18 protein-coding genes are annotated in these 17,739 nt (G+C 41.5%); all 18 read right to left on the bottom strand.

Annotated features, from left to right (window positions below; all coding sequences use genetic code 11):
• Nucleotides 1-81: 81 nt before the first annotated feature.
• Nucleotides 82-462, bottom strand: coding sequence for a PilZ domain-containing protein (locus F608_RS0107885; RefSeq protein WP_022665089.1), 381 nt, complete (start codon nt 460-462; stop codon nt 82-84).
• 33 nt (nt 463-495) lie between these two features.
• A complete protein-coding gene (locus F608_RS0107880; RefSeq protein ID WP_022665088.1) occupies nt 496-2,319 on the bottom strand; it encodes an ABC transporter ATP-binding protein in 1,824 nt (607 codons plus the stop codon).
• A 91-nt stretch (nt 2,320-2,410) separates the two neighbouring features.
• Nucleotides 2,411-3,121, bottom strand: coding sequence for a PEP-CTERM sorting domain-containing protein (locus F608_RS0107875; RefSeq protein ID WP_022665087.1), 711 nt, complete (start codon nt 3,119-3,121; stop codon nt 2,411-2,413).
• Nucleotides 3,122-3,134: 13 nt separating this feature from the next.
• Nucleotides 3,135-3,281, bottom strand: a complete 147-nt coding sequence (locus F608_RS36465; RefSeq protein WP_022665086.1) for a hypothetical protein — start codon at nt 3,279-3,281, stop codon at nt 3,135-3,137.
• Between the two features lie 95 nt (nt 3,282-3,376).
• Entirely contained in the window at nt 3,377-4,498 is a 1,122-nt protein-coding gene (locus F608_RS0107865) for a radical SAM protein (RefSeq protein ID WP_084681018.1), read from the bottom strand.
• Nucleotides 4,491-4,859, bottom strand: a complete 369-nt coding sequence (locus F608_RS0107860) for a S24/S26 family peptidase (protein WP_022665084.1) — start codon at nt 4,857-4,859, stop codon at nt 4,491-4,493. The genes F608_RS0107865 and F608_RS0107860 overlap by 8 nt, the downstream gene beginning before the upstream one ends.
• A gap of 108 nt (nt 4,860-4,967) precedes the next feature.
• Nucleotides 4,968-5,279, bottom strand: a complete 312-nt coding sequence (locus F608_RS0107855; protein WP_022665083.1) for a PqqD family protein — start codon at nt 5,277-5,279, stop codon at nt 4,968-4,970.
• A 34-nt stretch (nt 5,280-5,313) separates the two neighbouring features.
• Nucleotides 5,314-6,216: a hypothetical protein gene (locus F608_RS0107850; protein WP_022665082.1), complete on the bottom strand. Its 903-nt coding sequence runs from the start codon at nt 6,214-6,216 to the stop codon at nt 5,314-5,316.
• A 7-nt stretch (nt 6,217-6,223) separates the two neighbouring features.
• Nucleotides 6,224-7,666, bottom strand: coding sequence for a sugar transferase (locus F608_RS0107845; protein WP_022665081.1), 1,443 nt, complete (start codon nt 7,664-7,666; stop codon nt 6,224-6,226).
• Nucleotides 7,659-8,804: a nucleotidyltransferase domain-containing protein gene (locus F608_RS0107840; RefSeq protein ID WP_022665080.1), complete on the bottom strand. Its 1,146-nt coding sequence runs from the start codon at nt 8,802-8,804 to the stop codon at nt 7,659-7,661. Before F608_RS0107840 ends, F608_RS0107845 begins: the two co-directional genes overlap by 8 nt.
• Nucleotides 8,805-8,973: 169 nt before the next feature.
• Complete coding sequence (locus F608_RS0107835) at nt 8,974-10,440, bottom strand: lipopolysaccharide biosynthesis protein (RefSeq protein ID WP_022665079.1); 1,467 nt, start codon at nt 10,438-10,440, stop codon at nt 8,974-8,976.
• Nucleotides 10,441-10,524: 84 nt separating this feature from the next.
• Nucleotides 10,525-11,187 (bottom strand): sulfotransferase family 2 domain-containing protein, encoded by a 663-nt coding sequence (locus F608_RS35635; protein WP_161626835.1) that lies wholly within the window; start codon nt 11,185-11,187, stop codon nt 10,525-10,527.
• 156 nt (nt 11,188-11,343) lie between these two features.
• Nucleotides 11,344-12,192 (bottom strand): glycosyltransferase family 2 protein, encoded by an 849-nt coding sequence (locus F608_RS0107825; RefSeq protein ID WP_022665077.1) that lies wholly within the window; start codon nt 12,190-12,192, stop codon nt 11,344-11,346.
• Between the two features lie 17 nt (nt 12,193-12,209).
• Complete coding sequence (locus F608_RS0107820) at nt 12,210-13,421, bottom strand: hypothetical protein (RefSeq protein WP_022665076.1); 1,212 nt, start codon at nt 13,419-13,421, stop codon at nt 12,210-12,212.
• 63 nt (nt 13,422-13,484) lie between these two features.
• Complete coding sequence (locus F608_RS0107815) at nt 13,485-14,588, bottom strand: glycosyltransferase family 4 protein (RefSeq protein ID WP_153307464.1); 1,104 nt, start codon at nt 14,586-14,588, stop codon at nt 13,485-13,487.
• Nucleotides 14,581-15,303: a WecB/TagA/CpsF family glycosyltransferase gene (locus tag F608_RS0107810; protein WP_161626834.1), complete on the bottom strand. Its 723-nt coding sequence runs from the start codon at nt 15,301-15,303 to the stop codon at nt 14,581-14,583. The genes F608_RS0107815 and F608_RS0107810 overlap by 8 nt, the downstream gene beginning before the upstream one ends.
• On the bottom strand, nt 15,275-16,396 hold the full coding sequence (locus tag F608_RS0107805; RefSeq protein ID WP_022665073.1) for a glycosyltransferase family 4 protein: 1,122 nt from the start codon (nt 16,394-16,396) through the stop codon (nt 15,275-15,277). The genes F608_RS0107810 and F608_RS0107805 overlap by 29 nt, the downstream gene beginning before the upstream one ends.
• Before the next feature lie 197 nt (nt 16,397-16,593).
• On the bottom strand, nt 16,594-17,691 hold the full coding sequence (locus F608_RS0107800; protein ID WP_161626833.1) for an acyltransferase family protein: 1,098 nt from the start codon (nt 17,689-17,691) through the stop codon (nt 16,594-16,596).
• Nucleotides 17,692-17,739 lie beyond the last annotated feature (48 nt).

Genomic DNA, 17,739 nt, shown 5'->3' with positions numbered 1-17,739 from the left:
TCCTCCAATGAACGATAGTGTATCCGTTTTGCTGTTAATAGCTTATGTGAAGTAGCAATGCAACATCGGTGCCAGAGCATTTTAAGATTTTTTTTCAGCATCCCCTTCCAGATTCTCCAGGAAAGACAATATCTCCATGGGGTTATTGTCTTTTCGGGTGCCGAATGGGTTAAAGGAAATCCCGGTCTGGTAGCGGTAGCTCTGTTCGGGGTTTTTCGAGATCCATCTAATGCTGGCATTGATTTCCCAGGTTTTGTCATTGCCGGGAATGTTCAATTTGACAATCACGGCCTTGCCCGGGGTGAGGCGCTCATGGCAAAGGAACTTTGCCCCTCCTTTGCTCAGGTCAACAACCGGAAAGTAGTCGTCAGAGTATTTTTCCTTAAATGAGAAAAATGATCTTTCCCTGTAAAAAAGCGTGGTTCCGGGAATGCTGAACCGCTTGCAGTCTCTTTTTTTCAATTCATGACCTCTCAACTATTCCATAATTTTCCATTATCTGTATCCCTTTGCCTGGGTATTGTAAAGCCGGGCGTATTTTCCTTCCATCCGGATCAGGTCCTCGTGGCTTCCCTGTTCAACAATCCGGCCCTGGTCCATGACCAGTATCCGGTCGGCCATCTTTACCGTGGAATACCTATGGCTGATGATCAGGGCGGACCGGTCCCGGATCAGGGCCCTGAGAGTGGAAAATATGGCCATTTCCGTTTCCGGATCCAGGGCGCTGGAGGGTTCATCCAGAATCACGATCTCGGCATCCCTGAAAAAAGCCCTTGAAATGGCCATCATCTGCCACTGGCCCATGCTGAGTTCTTCTCCGGATGAAAACCAGCGGCCCAGGAGGGTTTCATATCCCCGGGGCAATCCGCAGATCTTTTCATGGATATTGGTCTGCCTTGCCGCAGACTCTATCCGGTCCGGGTTTTTCCCCTGACTGATATCCCCAAGTCCGATATTCTCTTTGGCGCTCAGATAGTAATGGATATGATCCTGGAAAACCACACTGATCTTTTTTCTGTACTCAGCCGGATCGAAATTTTTGATGTCCTCCCCGTCAAGAAAAATTTTTCCATGGCAGGGATCATAAAGCCGGGTAAAAAGTTTTACAATTGTAGATTTTCCTGAACCGTTTTCGCCGACCAGAGCAATTATTTCCCCAGGCTTTAAGAAAAAGTTTACACAATCTAGGATATTTTTTCCATAGTTTTGGTAAAAAAAGTTCACATTTCGAAATTCAATTCCGGTTTTAACTTTTCCCGGAATCGCAGCGGGAGACAGCGGAGATTTGATGGCCGGTTCCAGTCTGAGAAACTCATAAAGATGGGACAGGAAAAGATTGTCCTCATACATCTGTGCCCCGGTTTCCAGAAGGGTTTTCAAAAATCCAAGTCCCCGCTGAAAGGCCTGAAAATACATGACCATATCACCCAACGTGATTTCCGCCCGGGCGGTCTGCAATGCAATATAGGCAAAGGAGCCAAAGACACAGATAACCGAGCTGGCCTGGGCAATGAAGTCTCCCATGGCCCGTCTTTTTTCCAGCCGGAGTTTTTCCTTTTTCAGAATTTTCCGTATGGCCCTGAAGCGGTCAATGAAATGGGGGCCCAGGTTGAAGAGCCTGAATTCCTTGGCATGGGCATCCCCGGTGAGCATCCAGTTAAAATAGCTTGCCCGCCTCTCCTCTTCGGTCCGTTTTTCCTGCCAGGCATAGATTTTTTTAGAGTATTTCAGCCTCAGGAGAATGCCGGGGATGGAGGCCAGGACCAGGATAACAGGAAGAACAGGGTTGAACAGGAAGAGGAGCCAGAAAACAGCGGCAAAGGAAGCTCCGCTCTGACCTGCGGCAAACAATCCGTTGACAATGTTTGTGGGCCGAAAAGGCCCCTCCTGCTGGGCCCTGAACAGGGTGTCCCGGTACTGGGGAGATTCGTAAAAGTCAAGATCCACCCGGATGGACTGTCTGTGAATGACGGAGTACATATGATCGGCAACGGTGAGGCTCTGGGCCTTTTTCAGGTAATCGGCCGTGAAGTTGAACAGGGCCGTCAAAAGGCCGATGCCGCAGGCAAGCCCGACATAACCGAGCACCTTTGCAAAAGCCGGATCGAACAGGCCTGCCGGGGGAGATGAAATCAGCCCGGTCACCGAATCAATGATCAACTTGACCAGGTAAAGGGATGCCAGGGGCAGAAAGCCCAGGACAATGACCGTACAGCCGGAAAGCAGGGCATGCCGGGGAGATGCCTGCCAGACGAACCTTAAAGCCCTGTCAATCCGGACGGCATTTTTAAGCTTGGTCTGTAAAGAGTTGATGCCCATTTGAGGTAAAAAAAAGGAAGGAAAAAAGACAGAGAGTGCTATGCACTCTCTGTCTTCAGAAGAACCGCTAAAATAAATTCAGGTTAAAATGCTAAACAGTTTTTTTCCGTCCCAAGGCTCCCAGGCCCAGCAATCCAAGACCGAAAAGAACCATGGTTGTTGGTTCCGGGACAGGAGACGGATCAAGATCGCTACTTCTATCTGTATCCAGGCGGAATCTGAAGGAAGTTATTAGCTCATCAAAGTTAATATCCAGCCGACCCCATAGATCCCCCACCGGATCATCCGGGGTTACTGAAATTGCATTTGAGAATTTCCAGGAATACCCGTCTGAATCTCCTTCGGAAAGGGCTGTATCCGGGTCTGGATCCTTATTACCGTCCCACCAGCCTCTGAAAGATCCCTCTGTATCAGCAAAGCCGGTAGAATCGTTGCCGTCAAACCAGTCAAATATATCGAAAAAGATCAATGCCCCGGTAGTGTCATATGAAGCATTGTATGCATCAATATAAATGGCTGAAACCGCCTGTGTTGAGTTGAAAGTCCAGGAGCCGCTGAAGGTATCGTCTCCGGTGTAGCTCAGGGACCAATCTGTTCCGTAGTAAGCGCCTCCTGCATTCCCGGATGTGGTCGTCCAAGTTGCTGTTTGCCAGGTCCCATCTGCAAGCTGTACTCCTATCCCCATCCCGGTCATATCATCCCCGCCCACTGTAAATGAAGAGATTCCGTTAACCGTGGAAGCATGGAGATGAGTCGCAAAAACGGATATACCTAAAAATAGAACAAGTGCTAATTTTTTCATTTTCATCCTCCTGTTAACTTCCGATATTCTGAAGGGGGGCTCCGGTTTCACTGCTGCATGAGGCCATACTGGCATCACACGCAAACAGGACGCTCTCTTCCGGGTTGCTCTTCGAAATTACAATGATTTTTGGTGTTTCCCACTCTTTCTTTTCTTTCATTGCGGTCTCCTTTAACGAGTTCCTTTTATAATTTAGATCATATTTAAAACATTTTTTCTATAAATTCAATAATTTTTAAAGCAATAAACATGCCACTATTTTTGAGGAGGGTCTTTTCTGTATTCATGGTATCGTTTCAGGGTCATGTCGCAGAAATAGTTTATATGACCGTCCAGTTTTCCTGTTTCAAGGTCTGCATGGGCAGGGCACCACATGCAAAGCGAGGTGAAACTGCATTTCCCGCAGGTTTCTTTGAACTCCTGTTTGTCCGTCTTCATGGAAATCACTTTAGGGGTGAATATATTCCAGGCTTCTGAAAGTGTTCCCTTTCTCAGGTCATATGTGCACCCCCCGTTTACAAGAGAAGTGCACAGTTTGAACGTGCCGTCATAACCGACACAGCATTCATTGACTCCTGCATTGCATTTGAATATTCTATCCTTGTTCTCTTGGGTTGCACCATCCAGGCGCTGGCATTTTTTTTCAAGAGCTTTGAGTCTGACAGGATCATTTTTTTCAAGGTCAATAATTTCTTTAAAAGTAAGCCGTTCCGAGATGATTTGCCTGTTTTTTTGGGGGTTGCGGTCCAACCGTAAATGTAGAAATGGACTGAATCTGAAAGATGATTTTGACTTTTCTTGGCACCAACGTGCAATTTTTTGAAGTTCCTTGTGGTTGGATCTAAGGATAGTGGCCTTTAGCCTAACGGGGAGCCCGGCGGTTAGTAGTTTCTCAATACCTTCACAGGTTTTGTCGAAATGATTGCGGCGCGTCACAAGGGCGTGAACTTTTTTTGAGACTCCATACACCGACACCTCAATTCCCCTGGGAGGATACTTTTTGAACAATTTGATGTGTTCATTCGTAATCAGGGCCGCATTGGTATATATGGTGATTAATGCTCCTTTTTTTTTCAAATACATATAAATATCCGAAAAATCTTTCCTTAAAAGAGGCTCACCACCGCTGATCAGAAACCAGAGAGCTCCAAGTGAGACCGCTTCATCAACAATCTTTTTGATCTCTTCAAAGGATAGTTCCGATTTCATGGCTTCAACATCATCTTCAGGCAGATTGATGTAGCAGTGGGAACAGGCATTGTTGCACCTTGCAGTCAGTTCCAGAACCATAGACAAAAGGGTTCTTTTTTTAGCTGCTTTTTCCCATAACCCGTACTCTGAAAGTGAAACGGGTGTTTTAATTGTTGACCTATCCATGGGGCAGAATAATTTTTTTCAAGTGTTTCAGGACAGGAAACAAGATCCGATTAAACAAACCGGTTCTGGACCCAATGGCTGCCGGAATATTCACCAAGGGGGTGTACTTGAAAATTAATCCTTTTCCTATTATCCCATCGACAATACCTAAAACATCCTGTTTCGAATACCATCCGTCCGGACGGATATTATTATCTCCTTTGATCAGAATTCGGTTCTTATTTTTTCCTATGACCCTGTGAATCAGTATTCTGGTCTGATCCTTATTAAAAATGGCCACAATATCTCCAAATTTAATTTGTGTATCACTGGTATTGGGTTTAAGTACAATAACATTGTGGTCACGGATAAAAGGACTCATACTTAGTCCATGTCCTTTGACCTTAACCCTGTTGGAAGGGTCTGCTGCCAGAACCGCGTCCATTAACTCGTGTAATTGATATCCCGTAAGGCAGAGATCTCTCATTTGTCAGGCGTTTAAATCTTCAACAATCCCCATTCCCAAGAGCTCTTCAAGTAGTTGAACTACATCCTTTTCAATTGTGTCTGCCGGGGCTTTGTACGACTCCGACAGTTTTTCGCAGATGTATTTTACCGTTTTTTTTTTATCCAGCAGATTCCATACTGCCCGTCCTGTTTCATTCAGCGAGTATAGAGTGTCGTTGAAGTCGGCAAATCCGCTTTCAATTGGAACAATAATCAATTCATCCTCAATCTCCCTTGCAACGATTTTGTCAGAAGGCAGATAAACAGAGTCCATATTTATTTTTTTATTTGTCATGGCATCCTCACTTGATCAAACATAACCATCTTTTTTATTTTAACAACTTATCGATTAAGGGAACAATCCGACCGCTTTTATCGAACATAAGGTTATAACAGGGAATTTGCCGGGCCATATTCTCCATCAAAAGCAAAGAGCTGATCCACCAATCCTTTGTCACTATCGGCCTGACAATATATGAAAACAGGTTATGAACAATGCTTTTTATATCATCAACCGGAACGATACGATTGTCCTTCGATTTAGTAATAAAAAATAAAGCATTTAGGGAAGATGAATCTGCAGAGAATATTTGTTCCTTTCCGTGGCACCAATTCCCGTATATCTTTATTCCCGCTGGATATTCTCTGGCTATCATCCGATCATCACAGAGGATTTTACCGCCATCTGATTTAAGCATTTTTGCAAGGGTGGATTTCCCGAAACCGGAATGTCCCAGAAAAAGCATCCCTTTATTGTTAAAAACTATACCGTTGGAATGGAAAAAGCAGCCCTTGCGATCTGCAAGAAGCCTGGCAAGAAGAACCTGATCCGTCGGGAAAAGCGTTAAGGATTCAACATGACCCTTTTTATATCGATTCTGATTCATGTCGTTATGGTAAATGTCGACGCGAGTGTGGGCGTGGTTTAGAAAAGCTGTACAATATGTTTTCAGAACACCGCTGTGGATATGTATCCTTTGATATATCCATCCGTTTTTATGTCGGTAAATAGTCCAGGGAATTTTGTGATAAATTTTTTCAAAACCTTTTTTGTTGGGGGGGGGTTGTGTTTTGAAACAATGGTTGATGATGACCATATCACCACCTGTTCCCGGTTCATTTGTTTCAAATACTTTAAATTTAGGTGCAAATGTATCTTCAAAAATAGGCAGATCAGAGTTGATTTGAAAGGTCAAGCCAGCGACTTTAAAATATCGGGTATTGATTTCCACTCCGAATCTATCGTCCCGCCCCGGTCAAAACCGCCTTGGCCGTTAAAAACAATATTTTGAAATCCATTAACAGGGACCAGGTGTCAATATACATTAAATCCAGTTTCATCCACTGTTGGAAGGTGAGTTCGTTTCTATTGGGTGCGATCTGCCACAGGCAGGTCATGCCCGGCTTCATGGACAGGCGCCGCCTCTGCCAGACCGAGTATTCATCCACCTCTTTGGGGATGGGAGGTCTGGGCCCCACCAGGCTCATTTCCCCCTTGAGAACGTTGATGAGCTGAGGCAACTCGTCCAGGCTTGTTTTTCTCAAAAATCCGCCGATATGGGGGATGATCCTGGGGTCATTTTTGATTTTAAATACAGGACCGTCCGCCTCGTTCATTTCCTCCAGCTCTTTTAATAATTCATCTGCATTATCCACCATTGTCCGGAACTTGTAAACTTTAAACCGCCTGCCGTTGAGTCCCAGTCTCTCCTGGGTATAGAGGATCGGGCCCTTTGAAAAGATCTTGATGGCCATTCCGATTGCCAGGAAAATCGGGATGGATACAATCGATATTATCCCGGCACCGGCATAATCAAATATATTTTTAATGAAGAGTTCCCCCTCGTTCTGGGGTGTGGACTGGAGAACCATATTGTAAGTCCCCAGGAACTCCTCAAACCGGATGGTGGCAATATCCGGACTGTACATGAGATAGTGAATCTCCCAGTCCGGGATAATCCGGACTCGGATACCCATGCTCTCGGCCAGGGCAATATGCCGATCCCCTTTCTCAATCATCTTCAGTGGCATGGCAAATATCAGCTCGTCCACAGTATGATTTCTCAGAAATGATTCAAGATCCTGAATCAGGCCGATGACCCTATGGCCGTTTGCCACTTCCCGCCCAAGGGTTTCTTCCTGAATATCAAAACAGCCCAAGATCCGGTATCCGGTCTGCCTGTTTTGTTCCACTACTTCAATGAGATCCCTGGCCCGGGCCTTGCTGCCGATGATGAGTATATTCCGGGTATTGAGCCCGCTTTCCCGCATCTTTTTCAAAGTTTTGAAAACAAGGAATTTTGACAGACTCAGGAGACAAATGTTTAAAAGTAGGAAAATTCCCATCAATAGGCGGCTGATCCCCTGGATGTGCATCAGGTACATGGCGACGCTGACCAGGACGATTCCAAGAAAACAGGATTTTAGTATGGCTGTAAAAAACTGCCAGAAAGGCTTCTGCCTGTAGGACATGTACATGCCCGTCCATTTGAAGGCGATATACCAGGCAATGATGATCAGGAGCAGGACGATATAATAATTGGGATCGGTTGTAAGGCCCCTTAATGAGGAGGGTAGTAAAAATAATTTAATGTGGTAGGCCAGGATAAAAGATATCCCGGTAAGGGCAATATCAATCCCTTTTTGAAAATCGAGGATAAGGGGACTGTGTTCCTTAAGCATTTTTTTGTATGAATCCTTCCTTCAAGAGCCTGATGGGCCTTAATCCGTAGTGGAGAAAAGAGAGCCGGGCCGGCAGGGGGAAATGGATCCATTCCTTTGATGTGGGCTGGAAAATCAATCTGGCAGCATAGGAAAGTTTTTCCATGAATGAGTCCCTTACAGCCAGATGCAATGGGGAGAATCTTCCCGGGGCAGGTGTTTCCGGCGCAGCTGAAGTTTCCCCAAAGAAACGGTCAAGTATCGTTTCCAAATTCCTTTGAATGTCCCTGTCATTCCGTCTCTTGTGGACAAGGGGCTCCGGAACGGGGGTTGAAAAAATCTGTTTTGCGAGCAATAATCCCAAGTCAAGCATTTTCCGGCAGCGCCATCTACGGGACAGGTTTTTTACAATCTGCCAGTCAAGATCTTTTTTTCGGCTGATCAGCCGGGAAAGGGAAAAGATCTGTTCCAGGTACCACCAGTTTTCTTTTGCCCCGTGGATGCAAAGGTAGAGCAACAGGATTTCCGGAGAAAGGTTCAATACCTCCCTGTTGAGAATGGGCAATGGATGCAGATGACCAGCTATCTTTTCCAGGCCCAGAAAAGGGGAAATATATCGGCCTGACATTTCCCAGTGAAGTTCAACGATGATTCCATTGTTTTTGTGGGAAAAAATCATATGGTCTTCGGTTTGGATATATTTATCCTTTTTTTTGTCATCCAAAGAGAGTTCAGGTATCAACCCTTTATCCGTAAAAAGGTTCCAGGCCTTTACCGCATCTTTGAGGTGGACAAGAATATCCAGGTCGGAAAAAATTCGGAGCCCGGGATCCCCATATATATCCTGGGCCAGCACCGGGCCTTTAAACGGCAGCACTTTTATTTTATGGGTGCTTAAAATTGACAGGATGGAGAGCAAGAATGCCGTAAGGGATAGATTCCTGCGGGTATTGGATACGTATGCTGATTTGAATTTTGAAAGAGTATCTTTAGGAATTAAGTCTGGTATGGCTTTTTTTATGCTGAGATATACAATGGGAAGCATTCTCTGGTGAAGGGAAAATGAAAAGAATGTTTCCCAGTCCAGAGAGGGGCAAAAGCCTTGCCGTATCTGGGCACATCTTTTCTCATCCGGATCAATGCAGGAGCAAAGCAGCATAAATTGAATTTCAGGAGCCAGTTTAGGCAAGGACTTTGAATGACTATGTTGGTTTTTCCCACCTGGGTTGCTGTCAGCATAAAATTTTCTAATTGTTAGAGCCATTATTTTTGTTGAGATCCCATTTACCCAATGGAGATTATTTTATTCTCTGCTTTAATAGACTAGGCTATCTGTTTAAAAGCTCTTCAGCTAATCTATAAATTCGGCGAACAGTGCCTCTCCATAGACCACTGACATCACCTATCAGTAAAAAGAAAGAATAAGATAGTACCCCAGCCAAAATGGAACAGATCAGTTTTAAGTAAATATTGTTGATTTCTGAAAAAGGGCCAATATGGTGAAACCAAAGGACTGTAATGCACATAGCGCCAGCACTTAACAAAGGTGGTAAAGCTTCTATAAGTAAGTTCGGCCATAATCCAGGGATCCTTTCAGTTAGTACGCGAAAGTATCCTATGGTAATTAAATACTGCACGATAACCAATCCTATCACTACATGGACTATTTCATAATGGGAGAGAATGGTTACCACAGCTCCTATAAGAATTATTTTTGCAAAAGCGAGTCGGGTAACCGGAATCATGTCACCAATTGCCATCATAGTAGGTGGCGCGAACTGTATCATCGGTACTAAAAAAAACATAATACAAAGTACTTGTAGAATTATGGCACTCCCTGCCCATTGATCACCAAATGCAATAAAAATCAGTTCGTCAGATAATACTGCCATGCCAGTAAATGCTGGAAAAATAACTATCGCAGCAATTTGAGACAACTTTAAATACCAAACCCCAAGTTTTTTTTTATCATTTTGGTAGTGACGAAAAACAGCCGGGAGAACGTCCGAAACGGGATGAATAATTGTTATTGATATAAACTCAAACATTTGATTGGCAATTCTTAATAAACCCAATGCATAAACGCCTAAAAAATACCCGACAATCATATCAGTCAGTCGAGGGGAGAGCCTATTTGAAAGAACATTATATACAACTGATTTCCCGTGGGATATAAGATATACACTTTCTTTTTTATCGAAGATCATTCGTGGCCGCCATCTGGCAAAAAGAAGGATTGATACCGATGATATAATCGCAAAGCTCAACCTTTGCCCGATAAGTGCCTCTATTCCATAATCCAAGTGGACTAGAATGATCGAGAGGGTCCCGCTGACAATCATAGCCGTGATATTTTTAGTTGCGATAAAGTGAAATTTCATATGCCGCCTGAGTATCGCTTCGTGTACCGCTCCTATAGTACTGAGAGCCGGTAAGGGGGCTAACCAGAGTAAAACCCGTTTTAAGTCGGGTTCACCGTAAAAGTTTGAGATGATACCGGAAAGTGCACTTATTAATAAGGTTAGTGCGACTCCCCATCCGCATATAATCCAGAACGCTGTGCTGAGAACTCTTTCATGCGTCTTTTCAAGCCTGACAATCGCGTTGGTTTGGCCGAACCGACAAATAATTGTGGCTATTTCTGTGAAAGCGATTGCCATGGCCATAATCCCAAAGGTCCGGGGAGATAATTCCCTGGCAAGGTAAACAAAAATAGCAAAGTTGATTAGTTGGTGCCCTGTATTCCCAGTTAACGTCCACAAAGAACCTGATAGAAAAGCTCGTTTTATGTTCATGGGATTATATGGAAATTTATTTGCATTATATCCAGGATGCTTTTAAAGTGACGATCAGTTTTTCAACTCTGTAAAAGGCGGCGGTTAGTCAGTCCTGTATCCGAAAATTCGGTAATCATCAGCATATAAATTATAAACAGTTTTTTTAATTTCGTCAGCCAGCTCTTCCTTATTAATTCCCCTCCGATTATCTATTCGATTAGTTATTGGAAGCGGTCCTTTGATTTTTTTTTTTTTCATCATAACTTTTTCAAATTCAGTAAAGTTTTCTATCCGGAAAATTTTGTCAACCAGGATATCCCCGAATTTATCGCAGACAAATTGATGCTGGGGCCATAGGACATAATCGTATTTTTGAATCTCAAAGAAATGTTTAGTCAACCAATACGTCACAAAGGTAGGAAATGTTTCAAACGCTTTGCTTCTATAATAATTTTTTTCCGTCACTTGAACATCTGTTGTCCCACCGTTTTTCAAAAAAAGATAAGCTGAGATAAGACGGTCCAAAGGTTCTCTTACAACTGCAAAAGAATATGCAGAATTCCATAGGTTTGGATCTACTTTTTTAAGGTAATGGGCTGGTAAATGACCGACAGATCTGTTGAAAAGAGAACGGGAAACGGAAGTGCCTGCTGCCTTTGGGACATGGACAAATATTAGGGATTGACTATAAAATTCATCTGGTACAAAACTTATGAAACGGCGGTTTAAGAAGCCAAGTACCGGAGAAGGAAGTTTTTTTGCCATTAAACGTTTGAAGTCTGCAGTTTTTCGATGACCTATTAGGTCTGCAATATAGGATTTCATAAAGTTGTTGTGATTAAAATTGGATAAAAGATAGGGAAGTTTTCTGAAAAAATTCTAATTTATTTCGATGGAGTTACATGCTCAAAAACGGCTTACTTAACTTGGGGAGCGCGGTGGGATTAAAGGGCCTAAAATCAGGCAGAGGCATCTAACGATAGAACTTTTGATTTTTTGTTTGTCCCATCGGATTATACCCTGGAACAGCCAAAAGCCAACTCTTAAAAATTCATATAGATACCAATAATAATAACCATTTTTTACCAGAACATAGCCATTGCCCAATGAATAATAAAAAATTCTGTTGATGTTAGTTTGATCGTCATCTGCCAGATCAGGGTGGTACAGTATATAGTTATGCCTCTTAATTCCAAGACGCCCGTCGCCAATAAGGCGGGCCCCAAGGTCAAATCCTTCACTGGAACCGTGGATGCATCCCACCCCTAAAGAATCATCAAAACTATGGATGTCATAGAGTTTTTTGTAGATGAGCAATCCAGGCTCTGAAAAACGACCTCTTAAAGTGTTTTTGTTTATTGCAACATCTTGAGCAATTGACTCAGAAGCTTTGTTTTCTCCATGGCATACAATATTGGCAATTATGAAATCCAAGTGCTGATCCTCTAAAACTGACATAGCTTTTTCAAGGGTCTCTTCGGATTCTGGGATAGTATCATCGTCTATAAACCAGATTAGGTCTCCATTTGCTAAACTAGCACCAACATTGCGAGCCCTAGATACAGCACGAATTTGTTCATACTGAATATTCACGATATCAGGAAGTGATGCAGTGAATTGGGGTGCCCTTTCTCCTTGCCAGACAATGATGACTTCTAAAATTTTATAGGATTGGCTCTGGATTTTTTCAATAATTTGTTTTAGGCGCGGACGTGAGGATGGGTCTCCTGTTGTTGGAATCACAACGGAGATCGATTTGTTGTGCTGCATTTAATAATCCTTGAAAATTATTGAACTGGCTGACCCGCAGTTTCTGAAATTTGTGCACCTGAGCTCATAGCGCCGATGAAGAAACCTAATAGAGATGCCGTTTTTATTGAAAAACAAGCCCCCCCGAAAAGAGAAGCGACCATTAAAAATAGCATTGAAAAGAAAACAAGGGGTTGGTTCATAGATTTTCCACTGATCAACCCGGAGCTTGTTATATAAAACAGGAAGGCACCGATAACGCCGGCACCGTCAATCAATTCTAAAATACCGCTGTCACCGGAATATACGGTATGAGCTTTTCCAAATAATAAATCGGGAATCGATGCTTTTATAAGGGTGTTTGTTGTTATCCCTATTCTGAATTTATACTCAGACCATCGGTTTAAAAAACCAAATTTATAAATTATTAACAGGAGCACTATGAAAAGTATTGGGAAAAAATAGAACATTTCCTTTGGAAGTTCTTTCATAAAATACATTGTTGGAATTAAGATAACAAGAAGTAAAACTGCACTACGTGTGTCTGAGAAAAGTGCAAGCAGAAAACAAACTATCAACTGGGGAATGAGCTTTTTCATTTTGCCCCAGTATGCATGACAAATAACCATTGAATAAATTACACTGAAATATCCAAGAGAAAGTGGTTCGAGAAAGATGGAACTCACTCTGTGCCCGGCAAACCCGAAGATGCTTCCAAACGATCGATTTACACCGACATAAAGACCATGAGATATTCTCAGATGGTGCCTTGAAGCAAATCGGTTGACCCAATCCCTGGTTGAGACGTAATAGTCGAAAGGATTCACAATTCTCTGATAAATTGTGGGAAAAATCGCTTCAAAAATAGCAACGATGAGTATGAAATATAAAAACCATTTTAAATATCTAATATTTATAGTTTTAACGCTTGCTCCAAGTAGAATAAATGTTTGGATGACAAATAGCTTGTACAAAAATTGGAAATTAGAATTTTCCTTATAAATCATTGCAATTATCGCAAAAACTAATATAGAGGCGCAACTTAGATAAAATTTGTCAGGAATTTTAGGCTTGCTTTGCAGGAAAACGATTAAGGCGCCTGCAGTAATCAATAATTGAACTATGATTACTTTAGTTTGATTCATAGGCAAGCCATTGTTGTTGAGAATTGAAAGTACAAAATTCATTACCATAGCGGAAAGGACAATAAAGATCGCCATTTTATCTGGATCAATGTTTTTAATTCTCATGACTTTTTCTTATTGAAAGAAGGAGGGCTGCAAATACTCAGATTTGGTTTTCCAAGCCTTGTTTTAAATTTTTTCAAGATTTGTTTTAACTTTTTTTGCAATGGCTTCCCAGGAATAGTCTCTCTGGAGTCTCTGTGACTGCTTTGCCAGCAAGTCTAAACGGGCTTGAGATGAACTATATTTTGTGACAAGCTTTTGTATGGCCACCTTGTCTCCAGCTTTAAAAACAGCCTTTTCTCCAACCAGGTTAGGGATAAATCCTGTGTCACTCCCTATGGCAGGTGTCCCGCAAAATACACTTTCTACGATGACTCTTCCAAATTGTTCAGTCCAGTTCGGGGAAGGAAGACTGGGCAGCACGAACAGGTCTATATAAGAGTAAAACTTGGTCAGATCATCACGACCCAGCTTGGGCAGAATGGTTACTTCATTATCTTCTAGTTTCGTTGCCAGGTCTTTTTCCCATACGGGACCGCAGGCCACGACATCAATATTGGGTAAATTTGCTATATCAATAAGGTTTTCCACACCCTTCCATTGCCAGATCCGTCCAGCATATCCAACAATCATTCGGCCCTGTTTTTTGGCTGGAAGACGTTTAAGTTTGCCGGCCAGACGGATGGTATCAATTTTTCGAAATGTCTTTTTTGACACGCCATTGCCCAGCCGGCATCTCATTTTCCGATCAGAAGCACCTCTCTTGAGAAGGATTTTTCTTACGTCATCATTTCTATAAAAGATTCCAATCAGGCGGTGGTATACAAATCTTTCAAAAATATTAAGTCTGTTGAAGTTAAGCCGTCTGTTTATAACAGCAGCATCGATAACGACTTTTGCATTTTTGGAAAAAATGGCTGTTAAAAAGGCCAGCAATGAGTGTGGTTCTTCATGGATATAAATATAGTCAAAACGGTTTGAGATTAATTTTTTAACTAAAGTTGTCGAAAAAACAGTCAGCCAGTGGAACGACAGGTATGATTTAAACAAAAAAGCACGAAATTTTTCATTTGTACGTATTTCTTTAAAGCCAATCCCCTGGAAGCGGTCAAATCCAAAAACAGTTAATTCAAATTGTTCAGAAAGAGCATAAAAGCGGTCCCAGTACAACGGGTTTCCGGCTTCATGCCAGATTAAAAGCAAAGTTGGTTTGACACTGTTTTTAGCCAATTTTTTTGCTATTTCGAAACACCCATAGGAATATTTCTAAATTTTTAATATATCTTTTTACCATTCGTTCGGGTTCTGTAAGAATTCTATGAAACCATTCCAGGCCAATATTCGACATCCATTTAGGCGATCGCTTTACATTGCCTGCCGCAAAGTTAACGGCATTGCCGCAGCAGATTGCGACGCCATGCTGGATTCGATCTCGTAATTTTATAGCAAGAACTTCCTGCCTAGGAGAACCCACAGCTAAAAAGATAACATCGGCTCCTGCAGCAATAATCTGAGTCAAAGTTTTTTCAATTTCTTCAGGTTGGCCGGAAAATCCCATGGGCGGAGTGTAAACATCAACGGATGACAGTCCATATAGATTTTTTATTTCGGTTTTTAGCTGATCAGAATTCCCGATAATCGATATTTTCAGATTTTTTGGCATCGATTTAAGCAGATGAACGACTAAATCACTTCCTCGTACAACTTTTTTGACAGGCGTTCCCATAAAAATTCTGCTGATATACTGCAGAATTTTGCTGTCGCACACACACAAGTCGGCGTCGGAATACAGCTTTAACATACGGGAATCCTTGTAAAGGCGGCACATATGATCCACATTCGGTGTGACAATATATCGATACGGCCCTTTTTGAAGACAGTATGAAACAACTTCCTCAAGATCAAGCGCATCAAATTTAATAGGAAATGTTCTGCTTTTGGGCATTGTGAATGGCATCCTCCAATCTATCTACCGCTTTTGGCCAGGTGAATTGGGCAGCCCTATCTTTTGCCATTTGTTTTATCTTTTTTAATCTTGGCTTATTATCTATGAGTTGTGTTATTTTTTTACACCAATGGGCCGGATCATATTCTGAGATTAAAATGCCTGCGTCTCCAACAACTTCTGAGATAGCTGAATTATCAGAAGCAATCACAGCCTTCCCCTGTGCCATGGCTTCCACAAGTGGGATGCCAAACCCTTCCTCTATAGATGGAAATAAAAAGAGCCAGCAGCCATGATAGAGATCCGCCAGTGTTTTGTCATCTGCATCATGGAATAAGCGAATTTTGGAAGCATTCGGGCTGTGGGAAATTCTGTTAATAAGCGCTTTATAGCCCCATCCTTTTCTGCCGCAAATGAACAATTTTAAATCAGAGCGAGTTTTAACAAGCTGGTCAAACACATCGACCGCAAAGTTGAAGTTTTTCCTCGGCTCAATTGTGCCGACACAAAGCAGATAGTTTCCTTCTGTTTTGTGTCTGGTAGGATGCATTTTTTGAAATGTGTCACTGACACCATTCGGCACAACCCAGATTTTTTCCTCAGGAAATCCCAACGCTTCAACAATTTTATTTTTGGAATAATTAGAAACTGTAAATAGGTTTTGGTATCGACTCAACCAGAATTTTTCCAAAGGTTTAAGGTACCATACAGCGTTTTCTGATAAGGTTTCAGGGCGCTGCCAGTAAACGATATCATGGAGAACACGAAATATTTTTACTCCTCGAAACAATGCGACATAAGGTGCCGGTGGGAAAGCTGGGAAAAGAGCTACATCCGGGGCGATCTTTTTTAAAATCCATGGCACATGTAAAAAATGGTTCAAGGATTTTAATGTAGATGGCAAAAGAATATTCTCAACATCTGTATTGATTGCTTCAAATCCTTTTGGCAAGGCACAAAAAAAATTCATTCCCCTGCTGTTTTTCAGATGATGATAAATTTCAAGGGAAAATCTTTCTATGCCAGAGATCCTCCCATCCCCGATAAACGATATGTCATAGAATATTTTTAGGGTAGTGTTTTGTCCCGCCATGGCTGATCCGGAAAAGATGAAAGTATTTAAATATTATCCTGGCAACTAAATAAGCAACCATTTTCTAAACATTTGTCAGTTGTTTTTTTGTGACGGATAATTTAAATGCTTATTGAAAATTGATTTAAATTTTAGATTTGAGCGTATTAAACGACCTGATTTTCTTAAAAATTTCAATTGGGTATTGTGCTTAAATTTCAAGATTGAGAAGCGTATTTGAACCTACCATCGGCAAAAATATTTGTTAGTGATGAAAAATATTTTGCAATGACTATTGATATAGGGAAAGCAATAAAAAGCGATGTCAATACGCCTGTGTTTACTCCTGCATACTCCTGTAGAATTTTATTTGATAGAAGAAACAAGAGCTTGTGCAGTAGGTATAGCTCATAGGAAATTTTACCCATATAATTGATAAAAGATCTGATTTTGCGACAATTTGAAACGAGTAAATACATTACAGCGACAGTACTTAGATAGCCAATTGAAGCCGGCACATCATTAAATGTTTGCCCTGCTTGCCCTCCTTTGAGCGCCAACAAGGCCATTAGAGAAAGCCCTGCTATGGAAGTCGAGAATAGAAGAACTATGTTTGTATCCCAAAAACATTTACCTTTCTGAATATACACTTCGGCAAAAACAAGGCCTAAGTTAAATTCCCATAAATATTGAAGAAAAAAGCTGTTATAGACTCTTAAATGCGATATCTTTAATAGGGATATAGTTACCCAATAAGCCAAAGAAAGTAACAGTGAAAATACCAGGAACCTTTTAACTAATATTTTATTTTTTATTGTTATTATTAATGGGAAGACGATATAAAATTGTATAATTGTGGAGATAAACCAGAAGTGGTCCCCAAAGCTTTCTATTATACTTTCATCAAACATTTTATACAAAAATAAATGTCCACCAAGCGCATACAGTCTATTTTCGGTATAGATTGGGAATATTTCATTTATAAAAAAAATTAACAGAATTGCAGCATAATATGGAATAAAAATTTTAGTAAATCTCTTTTTATAGAAAACAGTAAATTTCATTTTTGTTGACGATAATCCCAGCCCAAATCCTGATATGATGAAAAATACATGAATTCCTGTTCCGCCAAGCATTATGGTTTTTGACCAAAGACCGGTTGCATAAGGTTGAGAATAATGGAAAATGATTATTGATAATATTGCAAATCCTTTTGCAAAATCTAAAAAATCAATTCTATGATGACTCATTGAGACCTTTGCACGACTATATTGATTTTTTCCGTCCGGCCTGCTACCGGTATCAAATTTTTTCATCAATCGAGTCATATATTTTTTGTTAAAATTGCTCAACTCATTGAATTT

Origin of the sequence: Desulfospira joergensenii DSM 10085 (assembly GCF_000420085.1) — a bacterium.
Taxonomy (GTDB): domain Bacteria; phylum Desulfobacterota; class Desulfobacteria; order Desulfobacterales; family Desulfobacteraceae; genus Desulfospira; species Desulfospira joergensenii.
This window is presented reverse-complemented; position numbering and strand designations above follow the sequence as displayed.

Excerpts from the sequence above, each read along its gene's own strand:
- F608_RS0107805 (WP_022665073.1), bottom strand. The coding sequence starts at position 16,396 with ATGGCGGGACAAAACACTACCCTAAAAATATTCTATGACATATCGTTT.
- F608_RS0107825 (WP_022665077.1), bottom strand. The coding sequence starts at position 12,192 with ATGCAGCACAACAAATCGATCTCCGTTGTGATTCCAACAACAGGAGAC.
- F608_RS0107860 (WP_022665084.1), bottom strand. The coding sequence starts at position 4,859 with ATGAGTCCTTTTATCCGTGACCACAATGTTATTGTACTTAAACCCAAT.
- F608_RS0107845 (WP_022665081.1), bottom strand. The coding sequence starts at position 7,666 with ATGCTTAAGGAACACAGTCCCCTTATCCTCGATTTTCAAAAAGGGATT.
- F608_RS0107880 (WP_022665088.1), bottom strand. The coding sequence starts at position 2,319 with ATGGGCATCAACTCTTTACAGACCAAGCTTAAAAATGCCGTCCGGATT.
- F608_RS0107810 (WP_161626834.1), bottom strand. The coding sequence starts at position 15,303 with ATGCCCAAAAGCAGAACATTTCCTATTAAATTTGATGCGCTTGATCTT.
- F608_RS35635 (WP_161626835.1), bottom strand. The coding sequence starts at position 11,187 with ATGGCAAAAAAACTTCCTTCTCCGGTACTTGGCTTCTTAAACCGCCGT.
- F608_RS0107835 (WP_022665079.1), bottom strand. The coding sequence starts at position 10,440 with ATGAACATAAAACGAGCTTTTCTATCAGGTTCTTTGTGGACGTTAACT.
- F608_RS0107820 (WP_022665076.1), bottom strand. The coding sequence starts at position 13,421 with ATGAGAATTAAAAACATTGATCCAGATAAAATGGCGATCTTTATTGTC.
- F608_RS0107800 (WP_161626833.1), bottom strand. The coding sequence starts at position 17,691 with ATGAAAAAATTTGATACCGGTAGCAGGCCGGACGGAAAAAATCAATAT.
- F608_RS36465 (WP_022665086.1), bottom strand. The coding sequence starts at position 3,281 with ATGAAAGAAAAGAAAGAGTGGGAAACACCAAAAATCATTGTAATTTCG.
- F608_RS0107875 (WP_022665087.1), bottom strand. The coding sequence starts at position 3,121 with ATGAAAAAATTAGCACTTGTTCTATTTTTAGGTATATCCGTTTTTGCG.
- F608_RS0107840 (WP_022665080.1), bottom strand. The coding sequence starts at position 8,804 with ATGCTGCTTTGCTCCTGCATTGATCCGGATGAGAAAAGATGTGCCCAG.
- F608_RS0107865 (WP_084681018.1), bottom strand. The coding sequence starts at position 4,498 with ATGGATAGGTCAACAATTAAAACACCCGTTTCACTTTCAGAGTACGGG.
- F608_RS0107855 (WP_022665083.1), bottom strand. The coding sequence starts at position 5,279 with ATGACAAATAAAAAAATAAATATGGACTCTGTTTATCTGCCTTCTGAC.